Source organism: Kitasatospora sp. NPDC059646 (genome assembly GCF_042734615.1).
In the GTDB taxonomy this organism is placed as follows: Bacteria; Actinomycetota; Actinomycetes; order Streptomycetales; family Streptomycetaceae; genus Kitasatospora.
The window spans coordinates 1-24,628 of the sequence record NZ_JBHWDS010000004.1 but is presented as its reverse complement, the minus strand read 5'-3'; the positions used below and the strand labels follow the sequence as shown (position 1 = coordinate 24,628).

The window sequence follows — 24,628 nt, the reverse complement described above, 5'->3', positions numbered from 1 at the left end:
ACACCCGCGGCCGTACCGGATACGCTCCAAGCACCCCGAGCCCTCCGGAGAGTCCGCCATGGCCAAGCAGCCCCCGCACCGCGACCCCGCCCAGGACGCGCCGCACGTCGGGCCGCCGGCCCACGCCGCCGCCGGACTGCCCGCGATCGGGCACACCCTGCGGATGGCGGCCGACCAGATGTCGCCGGGCCGGGTGCTGTCCACGCTGCGCAGGGTGAACCAGCCGGACGGCTTCGACTGCCCGGGCTGCGCCTGGCCGGAGCCGGACAAGCCGCACCTCGCGGAGTTCTGCGAGAACGGCGCGAAGGCGGTCGCCGAGGAGGCCACCGAGCGCCGGATCACCCCGGAGTTCTTCGCCGCGCACCCGGTCGCCGAACTCGCCGACCGCTCCGGCTACTGGCTCGGCCAGCAGGGCCGGCTGACCGCCCCGATGCTGCTGGACGAGGGCGCCACCCACTACGCGCCGATCGGCTGGGACGACGCGTTCGCGCTGATCGCCGCCGAACTCACCGCCCTCGACTCGCCGAACGAGGCCGCGTTCTACACCTCCGGCCGGACGTCCAACGAGGCGGCGTTCGCGTACCAGCTGTTCGCCCGCCGGCTGGGCACCAACAACCTGCCGGACTGCTCCAACATGTGCCACGAGTCCTCGGGTTCGGCGCTCACCGAGACCCTCGGCGTCGGCAAGGGCAGCGTCTCGCTGAAGGACCTGTACCAGGCCGACCTGATCATCGTCGCCGGCCAGAACCCCGGCACCAACCACCCGCGGATGCTGTCCGCACTGGAGCGCGCCAAGCGGGCCGGCGCGAGGATCGTCAGCGTCAACCCGCTGCCGGAGGCCGGCCTGGAGCGGTTCAAGAACCCGCAGACCCCGCGCGGCCTGGTCGGCGGCGGCACCAGGCTCACCGACCTGTTCCTGCAGATCCGGCTCGGCGGAGACCTGGCGCTGTTCCGGGCGCTGAACCACCTGCTGCTCACCACCCCGGGCGCGGTCGACGACGCGTTCGTCGCCGAACACTGCGCGGGTTACGAGGAGTTCGCCGCCGAGGCCGCCGAGCTCGACCGCGCCGCCACGCTCGCCGCGACCGGCCTGCCCTGGGAGCGGATCGAGGAGCTGCACCGCCTGGTGCTCTCCTCGAAGAAGATCATCGTCTGCTGGGCGATGGGCCTGACCCAGCACAAGCACTCGGTGCCGACCATCCGAGAGGTGGTCAACTTCCTGCTGCTGCGCGGCAACGTCGGCCGCCCCGGCGCGGGCGTCTGCCCGGTCCGCGGACACTCCAACGTGCAGGGCGACCGCACCATGGGCATCTTCGAGCGCCCGAGCGCCGCGTTCCTGGACGCCCTCGGCAAGGAGTTCGCGTTCGAGCCGCCGCGCGCCCACGGCTTCGACACCGTCGACACCATCCGCGCCATGCGCGACGGCCGGGTCAAGGTGTTCTTCGCGATGGGCGGCAACTTCGTCTCCGCGAGCCCGGACACCGACGCCACCGAGGCCGCGATGCGCCGCTGCCGGCTCACCGTGCACGTCTCCACCAAGCTGAACCGCTCGCACGTGGTCACCGGCGCCCGCGCGCTGATCCTGCCCACCCTGGGCCGCACCGACCGGGACGTCAGCACGCTCGGCCCGCAGTTCGTCAGCGTCGAGGACTCGATGGGCATGGTGCACTCCTCGCGCGGCGGCCTGCGCCCGCCCGCCCCCGGCCTGCTCTCCGAGGTGGCGATCGTCAGCCGGCTGGCCCGCGCCGCCCTCGGCCCGCAGGACCCCACGCCGTGGGAGGACTTCGCCCGCGACTACGACCTGATCCGGGACCGGATCGCCCGCGTCGTCCCCGGCTTCGACGACTTCAACACCAAGGTCCGCCGCCCCGGCGGCTTCGCCCTGCCGCACGCCCCGCGCGACAGCCGCACCTTCCCCACCGCCACCGGCAAGGCCAACTTCACCGTCAACCCGCTCACCGCGCCCGACGTCCCGCCGGGCCGGCTGCTGCTCCAGACGCTGCGCTCGCACGACCAGTACAACACCACGGTGTACGGCCTGGACGACCGCTACCGGGGCATCACCGGCGGCCGCCGGGTGGTCCTGGTCAACCCCGAGGACGCCGCCGAACTCGGCCTCGCCGACGGGCAGTTCGTCGACCTGGTGGGCGAGTGGAAGGACGGCGTGGAACGCCGCGCCCCGCACTTCCGGGTGGTGCACTACCCGGTCGCCCGGGGCGGCGCCGCCGCCTACTACCCCGAGACCAACGTGCTGGTGCCGCTGGACTCCACCGCGGACGTCAGCAACACCCCGACCTCCAAGGCCGTGGTGGTCCGCCTGGAGCCCGCCACGCGGCCCGCCTGACCCGCCGGCGGGCCGCCGCTCCCGGGCGGCGGCCGGTCAGCCGGCGGACGGCGCGGCCGACCCGGAGGCGTCGGCGCTCGCCGCCACCGAGGCCGACCTCGACCCGGACGCCGACGCCGAACCGCCCGCGGAGGGCGACGCCGAGCCGGAACCGGACGGCGAACCCGAGCCCGAACCGCTCGGCGAGCCGGTCGGACCGGTGCTCGGCGAGCCGCTGCCGCCGGGCTGCGGCGGGGCGGTCGCCCCGGGCGTGCTGGGCTGCGGGTCCGGCGAGGCGGAGCCGCCCGGCGCCGGGGTGCTCGGCGCCGGCGGGGCCGGCAGCGTGGACGGCTTGGCGGGCGCGATCCGCACCGGGCCGACCTTCACGTCCGGGACCTTCCACTCGCCGCCCGCGTCGTCCGCGGAGTCCTCCGGGTCGGGCCGGACGGCGCCCAGGATCGGCATCGCGCCGACCTGCGAGATCTTCACCACGTCGCCGGTGCGCGGGGCCTGCACCACCAGGCCGCCGCCGATGTACATCCCGATGTGGGTGGCGCCGCCGTAGTAGACGACCAGGTCGCCGGGGCGCATCTGGTTCAGCGGCACGTGCTTGAGCTGCGCCCACTGCTCCTGGCTGGTGCGCGGAATGGCCCGGCCGGCGTGCAGCCACGCCTGCGAGGTGAGGCCCGAGCAGTCGAACACGTCCGGTCCGGCGCCGCCCCACACGTAGTCCTTGCCGAGCTGCTGGAGCGCCCAGGCGACCGCCTTGCGGCCCATCGCGGACGGCGTGCGCTCGCCCTTGCCGAGCGCACCGGAGGCGAGGAACGCCAGCTGCGCCTGGTCGGCCTGCTGCTTCTCGATCGCCTCCAGCTCGCTGCGCTGGGCGCCGGTGAGCGAGCCGACCAGGGTCTCCACGTCGGCCAGCTTCCTGGCCACCTCGTTCTTCTGCTGCTCCTGCTGGGTCGCCAGCGTCTGCGCCTCGGCCAGCGCCTGCTGGGCGGCCAGCTGGAGCGCGGCCAGGGTGTCCCGGTCGGACTTCAGCCGGTCCAGGAACGCCTTCTGCGAGCGCCCGGCGGAGTCCAGCAGCTGGGCGATCACCACCGCCTCGTACGGGTCCTTGGCCAGCAGCATCTCGGCGTACCCGGATATCTGGCTGTTGCGGTACTGCGCGGACGCCAGCTGCGAGGCCAGGTCGGTGCCGGTGTCGACGGCCTCCTGCTGGCGCGCCGCCCGGGCGTTCAGGTCCTGGACGGCGGCCTGCTGCTCGGCGAGCCGGGCGACCGTGCCGTTGTACTGCTCGGTGGCGGCCTCGGCCTGCTGGTAGAGGGTGTGCAGCTGCTCCAGCAGCGGGCCCAGGGTGCGCTTGGCGTCGGCCAGCGGGTCGGACCCGGGGGCGACGGTCGGCGCGGCGATCGTGGCGCCCGGGTCGGGCGCGGCGTGGGCGGCGGAGGCGAACGGCAGGGCCAGTGCGGCGACGGCGAGCACCGCCCCGCAGCGCAGCGCGGCCCGCACCCACGGCCGCTGTCCGGTCGAATCCGTGCGCTGCCCTGCCCCCATCGGCCGGCCCTCCCCTGCTGCTGCGTCGGCGATCGGACCGATCCTGCCACGGGGAGGGCGGTTCCCGGCAGGTCTCCCGGGGGGCGCGAAGTGAGTTCTCATCCGCGCGGGGGTGTGACAACCCTCTCATCGCCCGCCCCGATCTCCATGGAAATCCGACGGATCGGCAACTCCCGCGCCATTCAAGGAACCCCGACTCCGCGCCCAGTTAACCTCCCGTTCACCGAGGCTTCCTACGGTCGCCCCGGACAGCAACGTCAGTCCGACACCTTCGACGATTGTTTGGGTATGGAACACATCACGTTCCTGGTGGCCGTTGTGATCATCACGGCGCTCGCCTTCGACTTCACGAACGGCTTCCACGACACCGCCAACGCGATGGCCACCTCCATCGCCACCGGCGCCCTCAAGCCCAAGGTCGCCGTGGCCATCGCCGCGGTGCTGAACTTCGCCGGCGCCTTCCTCTCGGTGAAGGTGGCCACCACCATCTCGGGCGGCATCGTCAACGAGAAGGCCGGACTGCAGCCCTCGATCATCTTCGCCGCCCTGGTCGGCGCGATCCTGTGGAACCTGCTGACCTGGCTGAAGGGCCTCCCCTCGTCCTCCTCGCACGCCCTGTACGGCGGCCTGATCGGCGCGACCGTGGTCGGCGCGGGCTTCGGCGGGGTCAACTTCACCACCGTCGTCTCCAAGATCCTGATACCCGCGGTCGCCTCCCCGATCATCGCGGGCCTGGCCTCCTGGGGCGCCACCAAGCTGGCGTACCTGATCACCCGGGGCACCCCCACCAGTGAGAAGGGCTTCCGGCGCGGCCAGATGTTCTCCTCCTCGCTGATCTCGCTGGCGCACGGCACCAACGACGCGCAGAAGACCATGGGCATCATCACGCTGACCCTGATCTCGGCCGGCCAGCTGCACAAGGGCGACGGCCCGCCGACCTGGGTGATCATCAGCGCCGGTCTGGCGATCGCGCTGGGCACCTACATGGGCGGCTGGCGGATCATCCGCTCGATGGGCTCCGGCCTGGCGGACATCCGGCCGCCGCAGGGCTTCGCCTCGGAGACCGCCGCCGCCACCGTGATCCTGACCTCCTCGCACATGGGCTACGGCCTGTCCACCACCCAGGTCTGCTCCGGCGGCATCATGGGCGCCGGCCTGGGCGGCCCGTCGGGCAAGCTGCGCTGGGGCATGGTCCGCCGCATGGTCTACACCTGGGGCCTGACCCTGCCGGCCGCCGCCGTGGTGTCCGGGGTGGCCGCGCTGGTCGCCGATCAGGGCGACTGGGGCGTGGCCGTGGTCGGCCTGGCGCTGGTGCTCGGCGCCGGCTCGATGTGGCTGGTCTCCCGCCGCCAGCCGGTGCACGCCGGCAACGTGAACGACAGCGCCACGGTGGACCTCCCGGTCACCGCCGCCCCGACCGGCCAGACCACCGTCGCGGCCTGAGAGGACCTCCGTCATGCACATCAAGTGGGCCGCACTGGCCGAGACCGCGGGCGTCAGCCTGGCCGTCACCCTCGCGGTGGTCGCCGTCTTCGCCCTGGGCAACCTCGCCCTGTCCCGCCGCGAGGCCGCCGTCGCGGCCGGCAACGGCAAGGGCGTCCCGGCCCTGGTGGCCGCGGGCGTCTGCTTCGCCGCCTGCGCCGCGGTGGTGCTGTACGGCATCTCGCTGATCGCCGCCAAGTAGCGCCGCGCGACCAGTAGCGCCGCACGACGAAGGCCCCCGCCGGACCGGCGGGGGCCTTCTCGCATGTCGGCTGTCGACGGGAGGGTCAGTCGGCGGCCACCGCCGCGGGCTCGGCGGCGGGGGCGGCGGTGCGCTCGTCGACGGCGGTGCGCAGCGGCACCTCGCGGATGAACAGCACCAGCAGGAAGCCGACCACGGCGAACGGAGCGGCGATCAGGAAGACGGTGCCGACGCCGTGGCCGAACGCGTCGGTGACCAGGGGGACGATCCGGGCCGGCAGCGCGTGCAGGTCGGGGATGCCGTCGCCGACGCCACCGGCGGCCGGGATGCCGGCCTTGGCGAAGTTCTCCGCCAGGTAGGAGGCGACCTTGTGGCCGAGCAGCGCGCCGAGCGCCGAGACGCCCATCGCACCGCCCATGGTGCGGAAGAAGGTGACCACCGAGCTGGCCGCGCCGAGCTCGTGGCGCGGGACGGTGTTCTGCACGGCGAGCACCAGGTTCTGGCTGGTGAGGCCGAGGCCGATGCCGGCCACCGCCATGTAGAGCGACAGCAGGGCGTACGAGGTGTCGGCCCGGGCGGTGCCCATCAGGCCCAGGCCGACGGCCAGCATGACGGTGCCGCCGACCAGGTAGCCCTTCCACTTGCCGTACTTGCTGATGAGCTTCCCGGCCACGGTGGAGGAGACCGCGAGGCCGAGGATCATCGGCAGCGTGAGCAGGCCGGCCTGGGTGGGGGTCTTCTCCTTGGCGAGCTGGAAGTACTGGCCGAGGAAGGTGGTGGTGCCGTACATGCCGACGCCGACGAACGCGGAGGCGACCGAGGCGAGCGCGACGGTGCGGTGGCGGAACAGGTCGAGCGGGATCAGCGGTTCGGCGGCGCGCTTCTCGACGGCGACGAACAGCGCGGCCAGCGCCAGGCCGCCGATCACCATCACCGCGGTCTGCCAGGACAGCCAGTCGTAGTTCTTGCCGGCCAGCGAGATCCAGATCATCAGCAGGCTGACGGCGGCGGTGATCAGCACCGCGCCCAGGTAGTCGATCTTCGGCTTGCGGACGGCCTGCTCGGGGAGCTTGAGGGTGCGCTGCAGCACCAGGATGGCGGCCACCGCGAACGGGATGCCGACGTAGAAGCACCAGCGCCAGCCGAGCCAGGAGGTGTCCACGATGACGCCGCCGATCAGCGGGCCGCCGATGGTGGCGAGCGCGAAGACCGCGCCGAAGTAGCCGCTGTACCGGCCGCGCTCGCGCGGGGAGACCATCGCGGCCAGGCAGATCTGGCCGAGCGCGATGACGCCGCCGGCGCCGATGCCCTGCAGCACCCGGCAGAAGATCAGCATGCCGATGCTCTGCGAGAGGCCCGCCAGCGCCGAGGAGAGCACGTAGATCACCATGGCGATCTGGACCAGCAGCTTCTTGCTGACCAGGTCGGAGAGCTTGCCCCAGAGCGGGGTGGCCGCGGTGATCGACAGCAGGGCGGCGGTGACCACCCAGGTGTAGGCGGACTCGCCGCCGTGCAGGTCGGCGAGGATCCGCGGGAGCGCGTTGGAGACGACCGTGGAGGACAGCACGGCCACGAACAGGCCGAGCAGCAGGCCCGAGAGGGCTTCGAGGACTTGGCGGTGGGACATCTGGGTCTGCATGGGTGTCTGGAGGGGGGTCGTCGACATGCGCTTCCTTCGGCCGAAAATTCGTTGCCTCAAGCAACTATACGCAGATAGTTGACTAGAGCAACTTTCTTCAAGCCCAGGTAAAGGATTCCTCCCGACGCCCCGCTCAGACCCCTTCGGTCAGCTCGTTGAACCGCTCCAGCAGCCGCGCGAACTGCTCCAGCTCGCTCAGCTCCCAGGCCGCCAGCGCGGCCCGGAAGCGCGCCATCCGCGCTTCCCGGGCGGCTGCGAACCGCCGCTCGCCCTCCTCGGTCAGGGACACCAGCGAGGCCCGCCGGTCCAGCGGATCCGTCTCCCGGCACAGCAGGCCCAGCTCCTCGATCGCCCGGATCTGCCGGCTCACCGTGGCCTTGCCCACCCCGAAGTGCAGCCCGATGTCGGTCACCCGCACCCGCCCGGACTCCCGGATGAAGGAGAGCAGCACGTACGCCCCGGCCTCCAGCTCGGGATGCACCAGCCGGGAGACCTCGGCCGCCCGCGCCCGGCTGCGCCGGAACAGCGTCGCCACCTCGCGCTCGACCGCGAGAAATGCCAGTTCGGCGGCGTCCGGATCCGCCACGGGGTCGTTCATGGCGCTCAGTATCGCGCAGGCCGCGCCTCCCCCGATGCGCAACTGTTTCATGATATGAAGTATCCGTTTTGCGTACTGGCACCGGATTGATAGGGAGATGCCCAGACATGGCAGAGCCTGCAAAGGGCTTCGTCAACGAGTTCAAGGACGCGGTGACGCCGCGCGCGTTCTTCCTGGTGGTCGCCGTCCTGCTGCTCCAGCTCGGCTTCATCACCTCGTACGTGGGCGCGCTCCACCAGCCGAAGCCGCACGAGCTGTCGATCGCCGTGGTGGCCCCGCCCGAGGTCGCCCCGAAGCTGACCGCCGCCCTGGAGTCCGTCCCGGACAACGCGGTGCGCGCCTCCGTCGAGCCGGACGCGGCCACCGCGCAGGCCCGGATCAAGGACCAGAAGATCTACGCGGCCTGGGTGTTCGACCCGGCCGGCACCCAGGACACCCTGCTGGTCGCGGAGGCCCGGGGCCCGGCCGCGTCCGGCGCCGCCGAGCAGATCGTCACCAAGGTCGCGGCGAGCCAGCACCGCACCGTGGAGGTGAAGGACACCATTCCGCTGGCCTCCGGCGACGGCAAGGGCCTGTCCAGCTTCTACCTGGTGGTCGGCTGGTGCGTCGGCGGCTACCTGGTCGCCTCGATCCTCGGCGTCAGCGCCGGCGCCCGCCCCGCCAACACCGCCCGCGCCGGCCTCCGGCTGGGCACCCTGGCGCTGTACTCGGTCGCCGCGGGCATCGGCGGCACCCTGATCACCGGTCCGATCCTGGACGCGCTGCCCGGCTCGATCCTGGCCCTGAGCGCGATCGGCGCGCTGGTGGTGTTCGCGGTCGGCGCGGTCACCATGGCGATGCAGTGCCTGTTCGACATCGTCGGCATCGGCCTGGCCGTGCTGGTGTTCGTCGTACTGGGCAACCCGAGCGCGGGCGGCGTCTACCCGCCGCCGCTGCTGCCGACGTTCTGGCGGGCGATCGGCGAGTGGATCCCGAACGGCGCCGGCACCTCGGCCACCCGCTCGGTCGCCTACCTGGGTTCGAGCGCGCTCGGCCTGCCGCTGACGGTGCTCGCGGTCTGGGCGGCCGTCGGCGTCGCGGTGACCTTCCTCGCGGCGGCCCGCAAGCCGCTGCTCGGCCGCCCCGCCCCCAACGGGGCGTGAGCGGCCGGTTCGAACGGGGCGGGGGTCAGACCCGCTCGGGCTCCCGCCCCTGTTCCTGCGCCGTCACCCGGTCCGAGAGCCGGGTGAACACGAAGCGGTTCATCGCCCAGTAGCGGAACACCATCGCCACCAGGGTGCCGATGATCATTCCGCTGACGAAGTCGGCGACTTCCTGGGTGAAGTGGCTGACGTCCGGCTCCCGCAGGTCGAACAGGTACCGGGAGGCCACCAGCGGAAGGTCGTTCACGCCGACCGCGAGGGCGCTGACCACCACGAACAGCACGGCCTCGCGCTGCTTCCCGGCGGCCCGGAAGGACCACTGCCGGTTCAGCACGTACGACACCGCGGTGGCGATCACGGTCGCCACGGTCAGCGCGACGACCGGCTTGGCTTCGAACACGGTCATCTTCAGGGCGAAGTTGATCAGCATGGTGAGCACGAAGCAGGTTCCTCCGACCACGAGGAACTTCACCAGCTTGCGGTGCTTGACCAGGAACGGGCGGTAGCGCTCCGGAACTGCGGTCAGCGCGCGCTGCGTAGGGGACGGCATGCCGGAAGTCTGCCACGGGCCCGAATCGGCAACCACCAGGGGCCGCGAAGTGGACGCTCCGCGACCCCTGGTACACCGTCAGGCGGCGGCGACCAGCACGTCCGCCGGCTCCAGCGCCAGCCGCAGCACCTCGCGGACGTCGGCGACGGCGTGCACCGTCAGCCGCTCCAGCACCTCGGCGGGCACGTCGTCCAGGTCCGCCTCGTTGCGCTTGGGGATGATCACCGTGGTGACCCCGGCCCGGTCCGCGGCCAGCAGCTTCTGCTTGACCCCGCCGATCGGCAGCACCCGGCCGGTCAGCGACACCTCGCCGGTCATCGCCACGTCGGGGCGCACCTTGCGGCCGGACAGCAGCGAGGCCAGCGCCGTGGTCATCGTGATGCCCGCGCTCGGGCCGTCCTTCGGCACCGCGCCGGCCGGCACGTGCAGGTGGATGCCCCGCTCGCGCAGGCCCGTCACCGGCAGCTCCAGCTCGGCGCCGCGCGAGCGCAGGTAGGAGAGCGCGATGTGCGCCGACTCCTTCATCACGTCGCCCAGCTGCCCGGTCAGCGTCAGCCCGGTCGAGCCGGTCTCGGCGTCCGCCAGCGAGGCCTCGATGTAGAGGACGTCGCCGCCGGCGCCGGTGACCGCCAGGCCGGTCGCCACGCCGGGCACCGCGGTGCGCCGCTCGGCCGGCTCCTGCGCCGACTCCGGCACGTGGTGCGGCCGGCCCAGCAGCGCCCGCAGGTCGTCCGGCCCGATCGCGGCGGGCAGCGCGCGCTCGCCGAGTTCGGTCTGCGCGGCGACCTTGCGCAGGATCCGGGCGATCGCCCGCTCCAGGTTCCGGACGCCCGCCTCCCGGGTGTACTCGGCGGCGAGCCGGCGGAGCACCTCCTCGTCCACGGTCAGCTGCTCGGCGGCCAGGCCCGCGTTGGCGAGCTGGCGGGGCAGCAGGTGGTCGCGGGCGATGGCGACCTTCTCGTCCTCGGTGTAGCCGTCCAGCCGGACCAGGTCCATCCGGTCCAGCAGCGGCTCCGGGATCGCCTCCAGCACGTTGGCGGTGGCCAGGAACACCACGTCCGAGAGGTCGAGCTCGACCTCCAGGTAGTGGTCGCGGAAGGTGTGGTTCTGCGCCGGGTCCAGCACCTCCAGCAGCGCCGCCGCCGGGTCGCCCCGGTAGTCCGAGCCGACCTTGTCGATCTCGTCCAGCAGCACCACCGGGTTCATCGACCCGGCTTCCTTGATCGCCCGGACGATCCGGCCGGGGATGGCGCCCACGTACGTCCGCCGGTGGCCGCGGATCTCCGCCTCGTCCCGGACGCCGCCCAGCGCGACCCGGACGAACGACCGGCCCATCGCCTTCGCCACCGACTCGCCGAGCGAGGTCTTGCCGACGCCGGGCGGCCCGACCAGCGCCAGCACCGCGCCGCCCGCCCGTCGTCCACCGCCCTTCCCGGGAGGCGCTGCGCGCCGCACGTCCTGCTGCCCGTCGGGCTGGTCAAGGCCCTGCTCGGCCCGGCGCTTGCGGACCGCCAGGTACTCGACGATCCGGTCCTTCACGTCCGCGAGGCCGGTGTGGTCGGCGTCCAGCACGGCCCGCGCGGCGGCGATGTCGTAGGCGTCCTCGGAGCGCTCGTTCCACGGCAGCTCCAGCACGGTGTCCAGCCAGGTGCGGATCCACGAGCCCTCGGGCGACTGGTCGCTGGAGCGCTCCAGCTTGTCGACCTCCTTGAGCGCGGCCTCCCGGACCTTCTCCGGCAGCGCCGCCGCCTCCACCCGGGAGCGGTAGTCGTCCTCCTCGGTGCCGGCGTCGCCGTTCAGCTCGGCCAGCTCCTTGCGCACCGCCTCCAGCTGGCGCCGCAGCAGGAACTCCTTCTGCTGCTTGGCGACGCCCTCCTCGACGTCCTTGCGGATGGTGTCGTTGACCTCCTCCTCCGCGAGGTGCTCGCGCAGCAGGCCGAGCGCGTACTCCAGCCGGGCCGGGCGGTCCGCCTCCAGCAGCACCTTCAGCTTCTGCTCGGCGGTCGCGAACGGCGCGTACCCGATGTTGTCGGCGAGCTCGCCGATGTCCTCGATCGCGGCCACCCGGTCGACGATCTGCCAGGCCCCGCGCCGGCGCAGCCACTTCGTGGACAGCGCCTTGTACTCCTTGACCAGCTCGGCGGCCCGGCCGGCCACCGGCAGCCCAGGGTCGGACTCCTTGAACGGCGTGGTCTCGACCCACAGCGCCGCGCCCGGCCCGGTCGTCCCCGCGCCGATCCGCACCCGTCGGACGGCCCGGACCAGCGCCGCCGGGTCCCCGTCCGCCAGCCGCCCGACCTGCTCGACCGTCGCCAGCGCGCCCACCGCCGCGTAGGAGCCGTCCAGCCGCGGCACCAGCAGCACCTGCGGCTTGCCCCCGCCGCTCCCCGCCCTGGCCGCCTCCACGGCGGCCCTCACCTCCGGATCCGAGAGCTCCAGCGGGACCACCATGCCGGGAAGCACCACCTCGTCGTCGAGCGGCAGCACAGGCAGAGTGAGCGGAACGGACGTCGATGCCATGATCTCTCCCCAGTCAGTGAAGTTGAGTCGACCTGACTAAGGATCGGTGGCGGCGGATTGTTCCCCGGCCGCTGTTCACCCTGAGCGAAGGCCCCCGGACGGGAGCGGGCGCGGGCGCACCGCTACGAAGCGCCCTCCGCCGCCGCGGCCTTCCACGCCGCCGCCCGGCGGGGGCGTCGCGGTTCCCGCCCCCTCCGCAGCCACGGCCACAGCGCGACGCCGACCAGCAGCGCCGCCGGATGCCCCACCGAGGTCACCAGGTCGGGGTCGGAGAGCAGCTGGTTGCCGATCAGCGCCAGTCCCGCCCCCAGCGCGACCGCCCGGCCGGCCGGCCGCAGCAGTCCGGCCAGTCCGCCGAGCGAGGCCAGCACGCCGTAGCTGACGCCGATGTCGATGGCGTCGAGGACGTCCGGGGCGGCCCCGCCGCTCGCCACCGCGCCGAGCACCACGCCCTGCGAGAGCAGCGTCGCGCCGATGTGGCCGGCCGCGAAGACGCCGAGGGCGCGGATGCCGCCGATCCGCCGTTCCAGTGGTGCGACGGTGACGCCGAAGGCCCAGAAGTAGGGCATCCACACCGAGCCGGCGACCCACAGTCCGCTGCCGACGAGCGAGAGCGCGGGGTGCACCATCAGGTTGTGCGCGTCGGTGGAGGAGACCGCCTGGAGCCGGTGGACCGTCTCGGGGTCGCCGAACCGCGCGTAGAGGGTGGTGCCGAGCAGCAGTGCGAGGTAACCGAGTGCGAACGGGTTGGTCCGGGGGGTGGGTATCGCGCGCAGCCCGGGCCGGATCAGCCGTCGTCGCAGTTCCGCGCTGGTCATGGTGCCTCCCGAACGCCTCGTCCGACCCACCATAAGCGGGGCGGCTGAGAGGTGTCTGAGGAAGTCCTGTGAAGACCTCTGACCGCGCATATGCCGCTCGCACACGTACCGTTACAGCTCGCAAGTGCTGCGGGTAAGGTACTGGCCCGTGCCCGTCCGATCGGGGACCTGCCAAACATGACGGTCCGCGGCCGGAATCCTCCGGTCCGCCCGCCCGGGCGGGGACGGCGTCCGTACGCTGCCAGGAGCAGCACCGGCGGGCGGGGCACAGCCCACGACGGAACAAGACGACTACGAAGCGGAGCCCGCCGTCCCCACAGGCGGCCGGCCCGCAGCCCTGGGGGCGGTGGCGTGACCGTGACAGAGATCCAGCAAGAGACGATGAGCAGTGGCCCGGTGGGTACCCAGCGACGGGTGCTCGTCGTGGAGGACGAGCCGACCATCGCGGAGTCGATCGCGGCGCGGCTGGGCGCCGAGGGCTTCAAGGTGGCGGTGGCCCACGACGGGCCGGGCGCGGTGGACGGCTTCCACACCTGGCAGCCGGACCTGGTGGTGCTCGACATCATGCTGCCGGGCTTCGACGGCCTGGAGGTCTGCCGCCGGATCCAGGCCCAGCGCCCGGTGCCGGTGCTGATGCTGACCGCGCGCGACGACGAGACGGACCTGCTGGTCGGCCTGGGCGTCGGCGCCGACGACTACATGACCAAGCCGTTCTCCATGCGCGAGCTGGCGGCCCGGGTGAACGTCCTGCTGCGCCGCGTGGAGCGCGCCCAGCAGGCCGCCCGCACACCGGCCCTCGGCAGCCTGCGCTTCGGTGAACTGGAGATCGACCACGTGCAGCGCCGGGTCCGGCTGGGCTCGGGCGACGTGCACCTGACCCCGACGGAGTTCGACCTGCTGGCCTGCCTGGCGGCGCAGCCGCGCGCGGTGCTCACCCGCGAGCAGCTGCTGGCCGAGGTGTGGGACTGGACCGACGCGTCCGGGACCCGCACGGTGGACAGCCACGTGAAGGCGCTGCGCCGGAAGATCGGGGCGAGCTGGATCCGCACGGTGCACGGCGTGGGGTACGCGCTGGAGGCTCCGCTGTCCTGACCGGGCGCCGCCGGTCCGGGCCTCCGGGGGGCCCGCGCGGCGGTCCGGTCGTTCACGGGGGGACGGACGAGCTGAAGGACACCATGACCTTTCCACAGCAACGCAACGGGGAAGCCGAGCCGACCCCGCGGCCCCCGCTCGCGGTGCGCGCCGCGCGCCGGGTGTGGGCCGACATCCGCCCGTTCGACCCGGTGCGCTCGGTGAAGGGCAAGCTGGCCCTGCTGGTGGTCGTCTCGGTGGTGCTGGCCACCGGCATGGTGGTGGTGGCGATCCGGTCGGAGACCCAGATCCGGATCATCATGATCTTCTCGCTGATCGCCTCGCTGCTGTTCATGCAGTTCCTGGCGAACGGCCTGACCGCGCCGCTGCGGGACATGACGGCGGCCGCCCGGTCGATGGCCGCGGGCGACTACAGCGCCCGGGTGCACGTGTCCTCGCGGGACGAGATCGGCGAGCTGGCCGACACCTTCAACCGGATGGCCGGCGACCTGGAGGCCGCCGACCGGCACCGCCGGGAGCTGATCGCCAACGTCTCGCACGAGCTGCGCACGCCGATCGCGGCGCTCCGCGGCCTGCTGGAGAACGTGGTGGACGGCGTGGTGAAGCCGGACCCGAAGAACCTGGGCACCGCCCTGGAGCAGACCGAGCGCCTCGGCCGGCTGGTCACCCACCTGCTGGACCTGTCGAAGCTGGACGACGGCGTGGTCCCGCTGGACTCCCGCCCGTTCCTGGTGCGGGAGTTCCTGGACGGCGTGCTGCGGGGCGTGACGGTGGACGGCGCGACGGCGGGCGGCGCGTACGCCCGGCGCGAGGACGTGCGGCTGGCGCTCGACGTGCAGCCGGCCGACCTGGCGGCGGTGGCGGACGCGGAGCGGCTGCACCAGGTGGTGGCCAACCTGGTGGACAACGCGTGCAAGCACTCGCCGGCCGGCGGCACCGTCACGGTGCGGGCCCGGGCGGCGGACGGCGGCGGGCTGCTGCTGACCGTGCAGGACCAGGGTCCGGGCATTCCGCTCGCGGACCGGGAGCGGGTGTTCGAGCGGTTCGGCCGCAGCGGTTCGCCGACCGCGCTGGGCCCGGGCAGCGACGGCGGGACCGGCCTGGGGCTGGCGATCGCCCGCTGGGCGGTGGACCTGCACGGCGGCCGCATCCGGGTGGCGGAGGCCGCCGCGGGCTGCCGGATCGAGGTCACCCTGCCGGGTGAGGCGCCGGTTCCCGGCTAGCGTCGGCCCGCCGCGGCGTTTGTGGCGGAACCGGTACAAAGCGGGGTGGCGGCCCGGCGGGGGACGCCGTCCGACCGGCCGGAACGCCGATTCGTCCGATTTTCACTCGGTATGGCAGTGGTCGGCCCTGCCCCGGTTCCCCGATTTCCGGCATCTCTAACGCAAGGTTCCGGCCAAAATCCGGTCGGACGATGTGATCTGGGCGACGCCTGACCACCGGGGACTGCGCGATCACTGGTCGGAGGCGTAGCCTTAATCCCCGCTGTCCACCATCCCAAAAGGAAGCGGAAGAGGGCGGTTGCCCCGTGTCGCCACACCAAGAAACCCCCAGCTCGGCAAGCTCCACTGGCTTCGGCCCCAATGAGTGGCTCGTCGACGAGATCTACCAGCAGTACCTCCAGGACCCGGCCTCGGTCGACCGCGCCTGGTGGGACTTTTTCGCCGACTACAAGCCCGGTACCGAGGTGACTCCAGTGACCCAGGCCGCAACTCCGGTCGGCTCCCAGCCGGCCCCCGTTGCCGCTCCCGTTGCCGCTGCTCCGGCCGCGCCCGCCCCCGCTGCCCCGGCCGCCGCTCCGGCGCCCGCGCAGCCGGCGGCCGCCCCCGCGCCGCTGGCCGCCGCTCCCGCCGCCCCGCCCGCGCCGAAGGCCGCGGCTCCGGCCGCCCCGGCGAAGGCCGCCGCGGAGGGGCCCGAGCTGATCCAGCTCCGCGGCCCGGCGAAGGCCGTGGCGTCGAACATGGACGCTTCGCTGGAGGTTCCGACCGCCACCTCGGTGCGCGCGGTGCCCGCCAAGCTGCTGATCGACAACCGCATCGTCATCAACAACCACCTGCAGCGCGCCCGCGGCGGCAAGGTGTCCTTCACCCACCTGATCGGCTACGCGCTGGTCCAGGCCGTGAAGGCCAACCCGGGCATGAACTACAGCTACAAGGTGGAGGACGGCAAGTCCTACCTGGTGAAGCCCGAGCACGTGAACCTGGGCCTCGCCATCGACCTGGTCAAGCCGAACGGCGACCGCCAGCTGGTCGTCGCGGCGATCAAGAAGGCCGAGACGCTCGACTTCTTCGGCTTCTGGCAGGCCTACGAGGACATCGTCCGCCGGGCCCGCGCCAACAAGCTGACCATGGACGACTTCACCGGCGTCACGGTCTCGCTGACCAACCCGGGCGGCATCGGCACCGTGCACTCCGTGCCGCGCCTGATGCAGAACCAGGGCACCATCGTCGGCGTCGGCGCGATGGAGTACCCGGCCGAGTTCCAGGGCTCCTCCCCGGAGACCCTGGCCCGCCTGGGCGTCTCCAAGATCATGACGCTCACCTCGACCTACGACCACCGGGTCATCCAGGGCGCGGCCTCGGGCGAGTTCCTGCGCTCGATCCACCAGCTGCTGCTGGGCGCGAACAACTTCTACGACGAGGTGTTCGAGTCCCTCCGGATCCCGTACGAGCCGGTGCGCTGGGCCACCGACGTGGCGACCACCCACGACGACGAGGTCAACAAGACCGCGCGCGTCATGGAGCTCATCCACTCCTACCGGGTCCGCGGCCACCTGATGGCCGACACCGACCCGCTGGAGTACATGCAGCGCAAGCACCCCGACCTGGACGTCACCACGCACGGCCTCACCCTGTGGGACCTGGAGCGCGAGTTCGCGGTCGGCGGCTTCGGCGGCCAGAAGATGATGAAGCTCCGCGACATCCTCGGCCTGCTGCGCAACACCTACTGCCGCACCGTCGGCATCGAGTACATGCACATCCAGGACCCGGCCCAGCGCAGCTGGCTGCAGGAGCGCCTGGAGAAGCCGTACACCAAGCCGGAGCGCGAGGAGCAGCTGCGCATCCTGCGCCGGCTGAACTCGGCCGAGGCGTTCGAGACGTTCCTGCAGACCAAGTACGTCGGGCAGAAGCGTTTCTCGCTGGAGGGCGGCGAGTCGCTCATCCCGCTGCTGGACGCCACCATCGACGCCGCCGCCGAGCACCGCCTCGACGAGGCCGTCATCGGCATGGCGCACCGCGGCCGCCTGAACGTGCTGGCGAACATCGTCGGCAAGCCGTTCGGCAAGATCTTCGGCGAGTTCGAGGGCAACCTCGACCCGAAGTCGATGCACGGCTCGGGCGACGTCAAGTACCACCTGGGCTCCGAGGGCACCTTCACCGGCCTGGACGGCGAGACCATCAAGGTGTCGCTGGCCGCCAACCCGTCCCACCTGGAGACCGTCGACCCGGTCGTCGAGGGCATCGCCCGCGCCAAGCAGGACATCCTGGACTTCGGCGGCACGACCTTCCCGGTCCTGCCGATCCAGATCCACGGCGACGCGGCCTTCGCGGGCCAGGGCGTGGTCGCGGAGACCCTGAACATGTCGCAGCTGCGCGGCTACCGCACCGGCGGCACCGTGCACATCGTGGTCAACAACCAGGTCGGCTTCACCGCCGCCCCGACCTCCTCGCGCTCGTCGATGTACTGCACCGACGTGGCCCGGATGATCGAGGCGCCGATCTTCCACGTGAACGGCGACGACCCGGAGGCCGTGGTCCGCGTGGCGCGGCTGGCCTTCGAGTTCCGCCAGGCGTTCCACAAGGACGTCGTGATCGACCTCATCTGCTACCGCCGCCGCGGTCACAACGAGGCCGACAACCCGTCGTTCACCCAGCCGCTGATGTACGACCTGATCGACAAGAAGCGCTCGGTGCGCAAGCTGTACACCGAGGCGCTGATCGGTCGCGGCGACATCACCATGGAAGAGGCGGAGCAGGCGCTCCAGGACTTCCAGGGCCAGCTGGAGAAGGTGTTCGCGGAGGTCCGCGAGGCCACCACCGCTCCGGCCCCGGCCGAGACCGGCCGTCCGGTCGCGGACTTCCCGGTCTCCATCCAGACCGGCATCTCCGCCGAGATGGTCAAGCGGATCGCCGCCTCGCAGGTCAACCTGCCGGACTGGCTGACCGTGCACCCGCGCCTGCTGCCGCAGCTGCAGCGCCGCGCCGCCTCGATCGAGGACAACACGATCGACTGGGCGACCGGCGAGGCGCTCGCCATCGGCTCGCTGCTGATGGAGGGCCACCCGGTCCGCCTGGCCGGCCAGGACTCCCGCCGCGGCACCTTCGGCCAGCGCCACGCGGTGCTGATCGACCGGAACACCGGCGAGGACTACACCCCGCTGATGTACCTGACCGAGGACCAGGCCCGCTTCACCGTCTACGACTCGCTGCTCAGCGAGTACGCGGCGATGGGCTTCGAGTACGGCTACTCGCTGACCCGCCCGAACGCGCTGGTCATGTGGGAGGCGCAGTTCGGCGACTTCGTCAACGGCGCGCAGACCATGGTCGACGAGTACATCGCGTCCGCCGAGCAGAAGTGGGGCCAGCACTCCGGCGTCACCCTGCTGCTGCCGCACGGCTACGAGGGCCAGGGACCGGACCACTCGTCCGCCCGCCCGGAGCGCTTCCTGCAGCTGTGCGCGCAGAACAACATGACGGTCGCGATGCCGACCCTGCCGTCGAACTACTTCCACCTGCTGCGCTGGCAGGCGCACAACCCGCACCACAAGCCGCTGGTCGTCTTCACCCCGAAGTCGATGCTGCGTCTGAAGGCCGCGGCGTCCGCCGCCTCCGAGTTCACCAGCGGCTCGTTCCGCCCGGTGATCGGCGACAGCACGGTGGACCCGGCGCAGGTCCGCAAGGTGGTCATCACCTCCGGCAAGTTCTACTACGACCTGGAGGCGGCCCGGACCGAGCGCGGCGTCACCGACACCGCCATCGTCCGCGTCGAGCGCCTGTACCCGCTGCCGATCGCCGAGCTCCAGGAGGAGCTGGCCCGCTACGGCGAGAACGTCCAGTTCGTCTGGGCGCAGGAGGAGCCGGCCAACCAGGGTGCCTGGCCGTTCATCGCGATGAACCTGGTCGACCACCTGCAGGTCGTCATCGGCCGCTCCGCCAACGGCGGCGCCCGCCTGCGCCGGGTCGCCCGCACGGCCTCCTCGGCCCCCGCGGTCGGCTCGGCCAAGCGTCACGCGGCCGAGCAGAAGGCGCTGGTCGACGAGGTGTTCGCGCTCTGACGCGCTGACGCCGCCCGGCCCGCACGGCCCCCGTCCCCGGTCTCCGGGGGCGGGGGCCGTCGCCGTTCCCGGGACCGGCCGGTTCCTTTGCGCCGCACGGGAACTGACGGATCGATAGGTTGTCCTTCGCCGGTTTCCGCCGCCGGGCCGCGGCGCCTCCCACGGGCGCGGCCCGGCCGGGTTCGCTCGTTCCGAGGGGGATTCGCCGCATGCCGTCCGACAGTCCGCAGCACTCCGTCCCGCTTCCGCCGGTGTTCCAGCCGCTGCTCCCGGACGATCCGCGGGAGGTCGGCGGCTACCGGCTGTTCGCCCGGCTGGGGTCGGGCGGGATGGGCCGGGTCTACCTGTCGTACACGCCGGGCGGGCGGCCGGTGGCGGTGAAGGTGGTCCGCCCGGAGTTCGCCGAGGACGGCGAGTTCCGGCGCCGGTTCGCGCAGGAGGTGAGCAGCGCGCAGCGGATCCACGGGCTGTACACCGCGCAGGTGATCGACTCGGGCGGCCTGGACTCCGGGGCGCCGTGGCTGGTCACCTCGTACGTGCCGGGGCCGTCGCTGCAGCAGGTGGTGCGCGAGCACGGGGCGCTGCCGGTGCGCACGGTGCTGCTGCTGGTCGGCGGGATCGCGGAGGCGTTGCAGGCGATCCACAGCGTCGCGGTGGTGCACCGGGACCTGAAGCCGGCGAACGTGCTGGTGGCGGCGGACGGGCCGCGGGTGATCGACTTCGGGATCGCCCGGGCGGCCGACGCGACCGCGCTGACCGGCACCGGCTACCGGATCGGCTCGCCCGCGTTCATGTCGCCCGAGCAGGCGCAGGGCGGTCCGATCACCCCGGCCACCGACGTGTTCGCGCTGGGCTCGCTGACGGCGTACGTGGCGGGCGGCGCCCCGCCGTTCGGGGACGGGCCGGACAGTGCGGTGCTGTACCGGGTGGTGCACGAGGAGCCGGACCTGGGAGGCGTCCCGCCGGCGCTGCGCGAGTTGGTGGCGCGCTGCCTGGCGAAGGCTCCGCAGGACCGGCCGACGCCGCCGGAGCTGATCCGGGCGGCCCGTGAACACCCGGTGGTCGGCGGGCAGTTGAGGTTCGGCGAGGACTGGCTGCCGGGCCGGGTGAACACCGAGATCACCCGCCGGGCGGACCTGCCGCGGACCCCGCCGACGCCGCTGCCGGTACCGGAGGCCGCCCCCGTGCCGACCGTCGTGCCGGTGCCCACCATGCCGTCCGCTCCCCCGCTGGTCCCGGCTCCCGTGCCCGCCCCGGCGCCCGCCCCGGCTCCGGCCCGGGAGGAGCCGCACCCGGCGCCGCGCGGCGGGGTGTCGTGGCGGACCCTGCTGGTGGTGGTCCTGGTGGCGCTGCTGGCGGGCACGGCCGGCGGGCTGGCGCTGATGCGGGGCCTGCAGAAGGACGACGGCGGCGCCTCCGGGCAGGCCGGCCCGACCGCCTCCGGCACCCGCGACGGCGCGAACGCGGGCGGCGGCGACCGGGTGCCGTCCTCGCCGCCGCCGTCCGCCACCCGGCCGGGCGCCTCGGCCTCGCCGCGGGAGTCCGCCCCGGCCGGCGGCTACGTCGCGGTGTACGAGAACCGGGAGCTCTCCTCGCCCAGCTCCGACTACGGCTTCGACCTGCCGAACGGCCGGGTGGCGCCGAGCGGGACGCCCGCGACCTTCGTGGACCCGACCGCGGACGGGCTGCGGTTGGACACCGACTTCGACGCGTACATCGGCCGGTCGGACCCGCTCACGGCGCAGCAGTGCGCGGACGGCATCGACCGCAGCCCGGCCGCCCGCCTGGGCTGGGAGGACCTGCCGGACGGGCGGGTGTTCTGCGCCCGCAACCGCAAGGACCGGAGCATCGCGGTGGTGCGGGTGGTCAGCCACGACACCGGCTCCGCCGCCGTCCGGCTGTCGATCGGCTACTACCGGCACGGGGGCTGATCGGGGCGCACTATCCTGGGCGGCGGCGTACCAGAACCACCACCCGGAGCGAGAACACCGTGTACTTCACCGACCGCGGCATCGAGGAGTTGGAGAGCCGGCGAGGCGAGGAGGAGGTCACTTTCGAGTGGCTGGCCGAGCGCCTGCGGGAGTTCGTCGACCTGAACCCGGACTTCGAGGTGCCGGTGGAGCGGCTGGCCACCTGGCTGGCCCGGCTGGACGACGAGGACGAGGACTGACGCAGCGTCACCCGCGCGGCCCGGCAGGCGATTCCGCCTGCCGGGCCGTCGGCGTTCCGGAGTCAGGGCTCGGGGTGCCCTCGGGGTCGGGTGGGGGTGCGCTCCGGGTCCGGATCGGGGCCGGACCGCCTTGACTTCCGCCGGACGCGATATATCGTAAATATCAACGACAACGCGATACATCGCGTATGGGAGGACGGGGAGCCGGACATGTTCGAGCGGACGGTAGACAGCAGCGAGACCATCACCTTCGACGAGGCCGTGCACATCCTGCACGTGCGGGTCGTCGACGGCACCGTGAACGTGGTCCCCACCGAGGGACCGGCGCGCCTCGAAGTGGCGGCCCTGGAGGGCGAGCCGCTCCAGGTCACCCTGGTCGACGGCGTGCTCACCGTCACCTACAAGGACCTCAGCTGGGCCGAGTTCGGCGAGGCCGCAAAGTCCGTGCAGAGCGTCAAGTCCTACTTCTCCGGCCTGCGTCGCAAGCGCCGCGTCGAGGTCACGCTGGCCGTCCCGGCCGCCGCCTCGGTCAAGGTCGGCACCGTCTCCGCGCACGCCACCGTCTCCGGCATCGCCGGCGAGGTCGGGGTGCACGGCGCCAGCGGCGACACCACGCTGGCCGGCCTGACCGGCGCGGTCTCCGCCAACACCGTCTCCGGCGACGTGGACGCCGAGGGCCTGTCCGGCGAGCTGAAGGTCAACACGGTCTCCGGCGCGGTGACCCTGGTGGCCGGCAGCGCCACCCGGATCCGCGCCCACTCGGTGTCCGGCGCGGTCACCCTCGACCTGGACGCCGCCACCCCCACCGACATCGGCGTCACCACCGTCTCCGGCCCGGTCGGCGTCCGACTGCCCTCCTTCGCCGACGCCAAGGTCGAGGCCGGCACCACCAGCGGCACCCTGTCCAGCGCCTTCGACGAGCTCAGCGTCGGCGGCGGCTGGGGCTCCAAGAAGCTCTCCGGCCAGCTCGGCTCCGGCCGGGGCCGCCTCCAGGTGACCACCGTCACCGGCGCGGTCACCGTCCAGCGCCGCCCCGACGCCGAGGACGACCGGCCGGCCAAGGAACTGCCCGCCAGCCCGCTCGACCTGACCAAGGAGGCCTGAGATGACCCCGGTGTTCGGCCACGGCCGGCTCCGCCTGTACCTGCTGAAGCTGCTCGACGAGAGCCCCCGGCACGGGTACGAGGTGATCCGCCTGCTGGAGGAGCGGTTCCACGGCCTGTACGCGCCCTCCGCGGGCACCGTCTACCCCCGGCTCGCCAAGCTGGAGGCCGAGGGCCTGGTCAGCCACACCACCGAGGGCGGCCGCAAGGTCTACCGGCTGACCGACACCGGGCGCACCGAACTCGCCTCCCGCCAGGACGAACTGACGGCCCTGGAGGCGGAGATCCACGACTCGGTCGGCCAGTTGGCCGGCGCCATCCGGCAGGACGTCCGGGACAGCGCCAAGGACCTGCGGGCCGAGCTGTGGCAGCAGGCCAAGGACACCCCGGCCGCCGGCGGCGACCCGTTCGCCGCGCCCTGGCAGAGCAAGGAGTCCTGGCAGCGCGCCAAGGACGAGTTCGCCCGCCTCAAGGCCGAGGCCAAGGAGCAGGCCAGGCGCGCCAAGGAGCAGGAGAAGGCGGCCCGGCAGCAGGCCAAGGCCGCGGAGGCGGAGGCCAAGCGGCTGCGCGAGCAGTCCAGGGCGGCCCGCACCGCCGCCCAGCAGGAGGCGCTGCGGCTCAAGCGCCGGATCGAGGAGCAGGTCCGCGAGCACACCTCGCACGGCGACTGGTCCACCGGCCTCGCCGAGGGCCTGGCCGAACTCACCCGCGGCCTCGGCTCGCTGGCCGACGCCGCCCGCTGGGGCTCCCCCGGCACGCCCGCCGAGGAGCCCGTCCGGATCGACCTCGACAAGGACGACGCCCCCGCCGACCTCCCCGACTGGGCCCGCACCGACCCGGCCGGCGACCCCGCCCGCGAACTGGAGCGCCTGCTCGACCGGTTCCGCGACCACGTCCGCGACACCGCCCGCGACCGCGGCGTGGACGCCGCCGGACTGGCCCGCGCCCAGCAGGCCCTGGCCGCCGCCGCCCGCGCCCTGCACCGGCGCTGACGGCGCCGGACCGGACGAAGAGCTCCCACCCGCTCGGGGCCGGGAGCTCTTCGTCCGACTCGTCCGACTCGTCCGACTCGTCCGGCTCGGACGGCCCTCAGGGCGTCAGCACCAGCTTGCCGAACACCTGGCCGCGCTCCAGCTGCTCGAACGCCTCCCGGGCGTCGGCCAGCGGGCGCACCGAGTCGATCACCGGGCGCACCCCGGAGTTCGCGCACAGCGCCAGCAGGCCGGCCAGCTCCTCCTTGGAGCCCATGGTCGAGCCGACCACCTTCAGCTCCAGGAAGAAGATCCGGTTCAGCTCGGCGGCCTTCGGGCTCGGCCCGCTGGTCGCCCCCGAGATCACGACGGTGCCGCCCGGACGCAGCGACTTCACCGAGTGCGACCAGGTCGCCGCGCCCACCGTCTCCATCACCGCGTCCACCCGCTCGGGCAGCCGGGCGCCGCTCTCGAACGCGGCGTCCGCGCCGAGCTCCACCGCGCGGGCCCGCTTGGCCTCGTCCCGGCCGGTCACCCAGACCCGCAGCCCGGCGGCCTTCGCCAGCACCACCAGCGCGGTCGACACCCCGCCGCCGGCGCCCTGCACCAGGACGGTGTCGCCCGGCTTCACGCCCGCGTTGGTGAACAGCATCCGGTACGCCGTCAGCCAGGCGGTCGGCAGGCAGGCCGCCTCCTCGAAGCTCAGCTCCTTCGGCTTCGGCAGCAGGTTCCAGGTCGGCACCGCGACGCGCTGCGCGAACGTGCCCTGGTAGCGCTCGGTGAGGATCGACCGCGGCTCGTCCGGGCCCACTCCGTGGCCGCTCTGCCCGATCACCGAGTGGATCACCACCTCGTTGCCGTGCTCGTCCACGCCGGACGCGTCGCAGCCGAGGATCATCGGCAGCCGCTCCGCGGGCAGCCCCACCCCCCGCAGCGACCACAGGTCGTGGTGGTTCAGCGTGGCGGCCTTCACCGTCACCACGCTCCACCCCGGCCGCACCTCGGGCTCGGGCAACTCGCCCAGCTCCAGCGCGCTCAACGGGTCGTCAGGACTGATTCGGGCGGCATAGGCAGCAAACATGCCCGGACCATAGCCCCGCACCCTCCCGCCTGTTAACCACGACTCACTGTGACGGGTCGCACAACCGGGAAGGGCGCCGCCCGGGCGCGGGGGACTGCGCAGTCC

At 72.9% G+C, this 24,628-nt stretch carries 18 protein-coding genes; 11 read left to right on the top strand and 7 right to left on the bottom strand.

Annotated features, from left to right (window positions below):
* The first annotated feature begins 58 nt into the window (after positions 1-58).
* Positions 59-2,344, top strand: coding sequence for an FdhF/YdeP family oxidoreductase (locus ACFV1L_RS03695; RefSeq protein ID WP_380362551.1), 2,286 nt, complete (start codon positions 59-61; stop codon positions 2,342-2,344).
* A gap of 36 nt (positions 2,345-2,380) precedes the next feature.
* Here the strand turns inward: ACFV1L_RS03695 and ACFV1L_RS03690 are convergent, their stop codons facing one another.
* Positions 2,381-3,880 carry an NlpC/P60 family protein gene (locus tag ACFV1L_RS03690; protein ID WP_380362549.1) on the bottom strand — a complete coding sequence of 500 codons (1,500 nt, stop codon included), beginning with the start codon at positions 3,878-3,880 and terminating at the stop codon, positions 2,381-2,383.
* A 288-nt stretch (positions 3,881-4,168) separates the two neighbouring features.
* Between ACFV1L_RS03690 and ACFV1L_RS03685 the strand changes: the two genes are divergently transcribed.
* Positions 4,169-5,323, top strand: a complete 1,155-nt coding sequence (locus ACFV1L_RS03685; protein WP_380362547.1) for an anion permease — start codon at positions 4,169-4,171, stop codon at positions 5,321-5,323.
* A gap of 13 nt (positions 5,324-5,336) precedes the next feature.
* Complete coding sequence (locus tag ACFV1L_RS03680) at positions 5,337-5,564, top strand: hypothetical protein (protein WP_380362545.1); 228 nt, start codon at positions 5,337-5,339, stop codon at positions 5,562-5,564.
* A gap of 85 nt (positions 5,565-5,649) precedes the next feature.
* On the opposite strand, the gene ACFV1L_RS03675 is transcribed toward ACFV1L_RS03680, so the two are convergent.
* On the bottom strand, positions 5,650-7,230 hold the full coding sequence (locus ACFV1L_RS03675; protein WP_380362543.1) for an MDR family MFS transporter: 1,581 nt from the start codon (positions 7,228-7,230) through the stop codon (positions 5,650-5,652).
* A gap of 106 nt (positions 7,231-7,336) precedes the next feature.
* Positions 7,337-7,801, bottom strand: a complete 465-nt coding sequence (locus ACFV1L_RS03670) for a MarR family winged helix-turn-helix transcriptional regulator (protein WP_380362541.1) — start codon at positions 7,799-7,801, stop codon at positions 7,337-7,339.
* A 107-nt stretch (positions 7,802-7,908) separates the two neighbouring features.
* Between ACFV1L_RS03670 and ACFV1L_RS03665 the strand changes: the two genes are divergently transcribed.
* A complete protein-coding gene (locus ACFV1L_RS03665; RefSeq protein WP_380362539.1) occupies positions 7,909-8,943 on the top strand; it encodes a DUF3533 domain-containing protein in 1,035 nt (344 codons plus the stop codon).
* 25 nt (positions 8,944-8,968) lie between these two features.
* Here ACFV1L_RS03665 and ACFV1L_RS03660 read toward each other — a convergent pair whose 3' ends face one another.
* From ACFV1L_RS03660 to ACFV1L_RS03650, 3 genes are all read right to left on the bottom strand, one after another.
* Positions 8,969-9,493: a GtrA family protein gene (locus tag ACFV1L_RS03660; RefSeq protein WP_380362537.1), complete on the bottom strand. Its 525-nt coding sequence runs from the start codon at positions 9,491-9,493 to the stop codon at positions 8,969-8,971.
* A 78-nt stretch (positions 9,494-9,571) separates the two neighbouring features.
* Entirely contained in the window at positions 9,572-12,013 is a 2,442-nt protein-coding gene (lon, locus tag ACFV1L_RS03655; protein ID WP_380362535.1) for an endopeptidase La, read from the bottom strand.
* 122 nt (positions 12,014-12,135) lie between these two features.
* Positions 12,136-12,831 (bottom strand): rhomboid-like protein, encoded by a 696-nt coding sequence (locus ACFV1L_RS03650; protein ID WP_380362534.1) that lies wholly within the window; start codon positions 12,829-12,831, stop codon positions 12,136-12,138.
* 381 nt (positions 12,832-13,212) lie between these two features.
* On the opposite strand from ACFV1L_RS03650, the gene ACFV1L_RS03645 reads away from it, so the two are divergent.
* The 7 genes from ACFV1L_RS03645 (at position 13,213) to ACFV1L_RS03615 (ending at position 23,463) form a co-directional block, all read left to right on the top strand.
* Positions 13,213-13,923: a response regulator transcription factor gene (locus ACFV1L_RS03645; RefSeq protein ID WP_035866049.1), complete on the top strand. Its 711-nt coding sequence runs from the start codon at positions 13,213-13,215 to the stop codon at positions 13,921-13,923.
* Positions 13,924-14,006: 83 nt separating this feature from the next.
* Positions 14,007-15,146, top strand: a complete 1,140-nt coding sequence (locus ACFV1L_RS03640; protein WP_380362532.1) for an ATP-binding protein — start codon at positions 14,007-14,009, stop codon at positions 15,144-15,146.
* 305 nt (positions 15,147-15,451) lie between these two features.
* Entirely contained in the window at positions 15,452-19,198 is a 3,747-nt protein-coding gene (locus ACFV1L_RS03635; RefSeq protein WP_380362530.1) for a multifunctional oxoglutarate decarboxylase/oxoglutarate dehydrogenase thiamine pyrophosphate-binding subunit/dihydrolipoyllysine-residue succinyltransferase subunit, read from the top strand.
* 209 nt (positions 19,199-19,407) lie between these two features.
* The gene (locus ACFV1L_RS03630; RefSeq protein WP_380362529.1) at positions 19,408-21,129 is read left to right on the top strand and encodes a serine/threonine-protein kinase; all 1,722 of its coding nucleotides are present in this window, start codon (positions 19,408-19,410) and stop codon (positions 21,127-21,129) included.
* Between the two features lie 59 nt (positions 21,130-21,188).
* Positions 21,189-21,368 (top strand): DUF6104 family protein, encoded by a 180-nt coding sequence (locus ACFV1L_RS03625; RefSeq protein ID WP_035866044.1) that lies wholly within the window; start codon positions 21,189-21,191, stop codon positions 21,366-21,368.
* A gap of 210 nt (positions 21,369-21,578) precedes the next feature.
* The gene (locus ACFV1L_RS03620; protein ID WP_380362526.1) at positions 21,579-22,472 is read left to right on the top strand and encodes a DUF4097 domain-containing protein; all 894 of its coding nucleotides are present in this window, start codon (positions 21,579-21,581) and stop codon (positions 22,470-22,472) included.
* 1 nt (position 22,473) lies between these two features.
* Complete coding sequence (locus ACFV1L_RS03615; protein ID WP_380362525.1) at positions 22,474-23,463, top strand: PadR family transcriptional regulator; 990 nt, start codon at positions 22,474-22,476, stop codon at positions 23,461-23,463.
* Positions 23,464-23,560: 97 nt separating this feature from the next.
* On the opposite strand, the gene ACFV1L_RS03610 is transcribed toward ACFV1L_RS03615, so the two are convergent.
* A complete protein-coding gene (locus ACFV1L_RS03610) occupies positions 23,561-24,523 on the bottom strand; it encodes a zinc-binding dehydrogenase (protein WP_380362523.1) in 963 nt (320 codons plus the stop codon).
* Positions 24,524-24,628 lie beyond the last annotated feature (105 nt).

Bases quoted from the DNA above. Each gene is read 5' to 3' on its own strand.
- ACFV1L_RS03610 (WP_380362523.1), bottom strand. From the start codon at position 24,523: ATGTTTGCTGCCTATGCCGCCCGAATCAGTCCTGACGACCCGTTGAGC.
- ACFV1L_RS03650 (WP_380362534.1), bottom strand. From the start codon at position 12,831: ATGACCAGCGCGGAACTGCGACGACGGCTGATCCGGCCCGGGCTGCGC.
- ACFV1L_RS03645 (WP_035866049.1), top strand. From the start codon at position 13,213: ATGAGCAGTGGCCCGGTGGGTACCCAGCGACGGGTGCTCGTCGTGGAG.
- ACFV1L_RS03660 (WP_380362537.1), bottom strand. From the start codon at position 9,493: ATGCCGTCCCCTACGCAGCGCGCGCTGACCGCAGTTCCGGAGCGCTAC.
- ACFV1L_RS03695 (WP_380362551.1), top strand. From the start codon at position 59: ATGGCCAAGCAGCCCCCGCACCGCGACCCCGCCCAGGACGCGCCGCAC.
- ACFV1L_RS03685 (WP_380362547.1), top strand. From the start codon at position 4,169: ATGGAACACATCACGTTCCTGGTGGCCGTTGTGATCATCACGGCGCTC.
- ACFV1L_RS03690 (WP_380362549.1), bottom strand. From the start codon at position 3,880: ATGGGGGCAGGGCAGCGCACGGATTCGACCGGACAGCGGCCGTGGGTG.
- ACFV1L_RS03670 (WP_380362541.1), bottom strand. From the start codon at position 7,801: ATGAACGACCCCGTGGCGGATCCGGACGCCGCCGAACTGGCATTTCTC.
- ACFV1L_RS03640 (WP_380362532.1), top strand. From the start codon at position 14,007: ATGACCTTTCCACAGCAACGCAACGGGGAAGCCGAGCCGACCCCGCGG.
- ACFV1L_RS03680 (WP_380362545.1), top strand. From the start codon at position 5,337: ATGCACATCAAGTGGGCCGCACTGGCCGAGACCGCGGGCGTCAGCCTG.
- ACFV1L_RS03665 (WP_380362539.1), top strand. From the start codon at position 7,909: ATGGCAGAGCCTGCAAAGGGCTTCGTCAACGAGTTCAAGGACGCGGTG.
- ACFV1L_RS03620 (WP_380362526.1), top strand. From the start codon at position 21,579: ATGTTCGAGCGGACGGTAGACAGCAGCGAGACCATCACCTTCGACGAG.
- ACFV1L_RS03615 (WP_380362525.1), top strand. From the start codon at position 22,474: ATGACCCCGGTGTTCGGCCACGGCCGGCTCCGCCTGTACCTGCTGAAG.
- ACFV1L_RS03630 (WP_380362529.1), top strand. From the start codon at position 19,408: ATGCCGTCCGACAGTCCGCAGCACTCCGTCCCGCTTCCGCCGGTGTTC.
- ACFV1L_RS03675 (WP_380362543.1), bottom strand. From the start codon at position 7,230: ATGTCGACGACCCCCCTCCAGACACCCATGCAGACCCAGATGTCCCAC.
- lon (WP_380362535.1), bottom strand. From the start codon at position 12,013: ATGGCATCGACGTCCGTTCCGCTCACTCTGCCTGTGCTGCCGCTCGAC.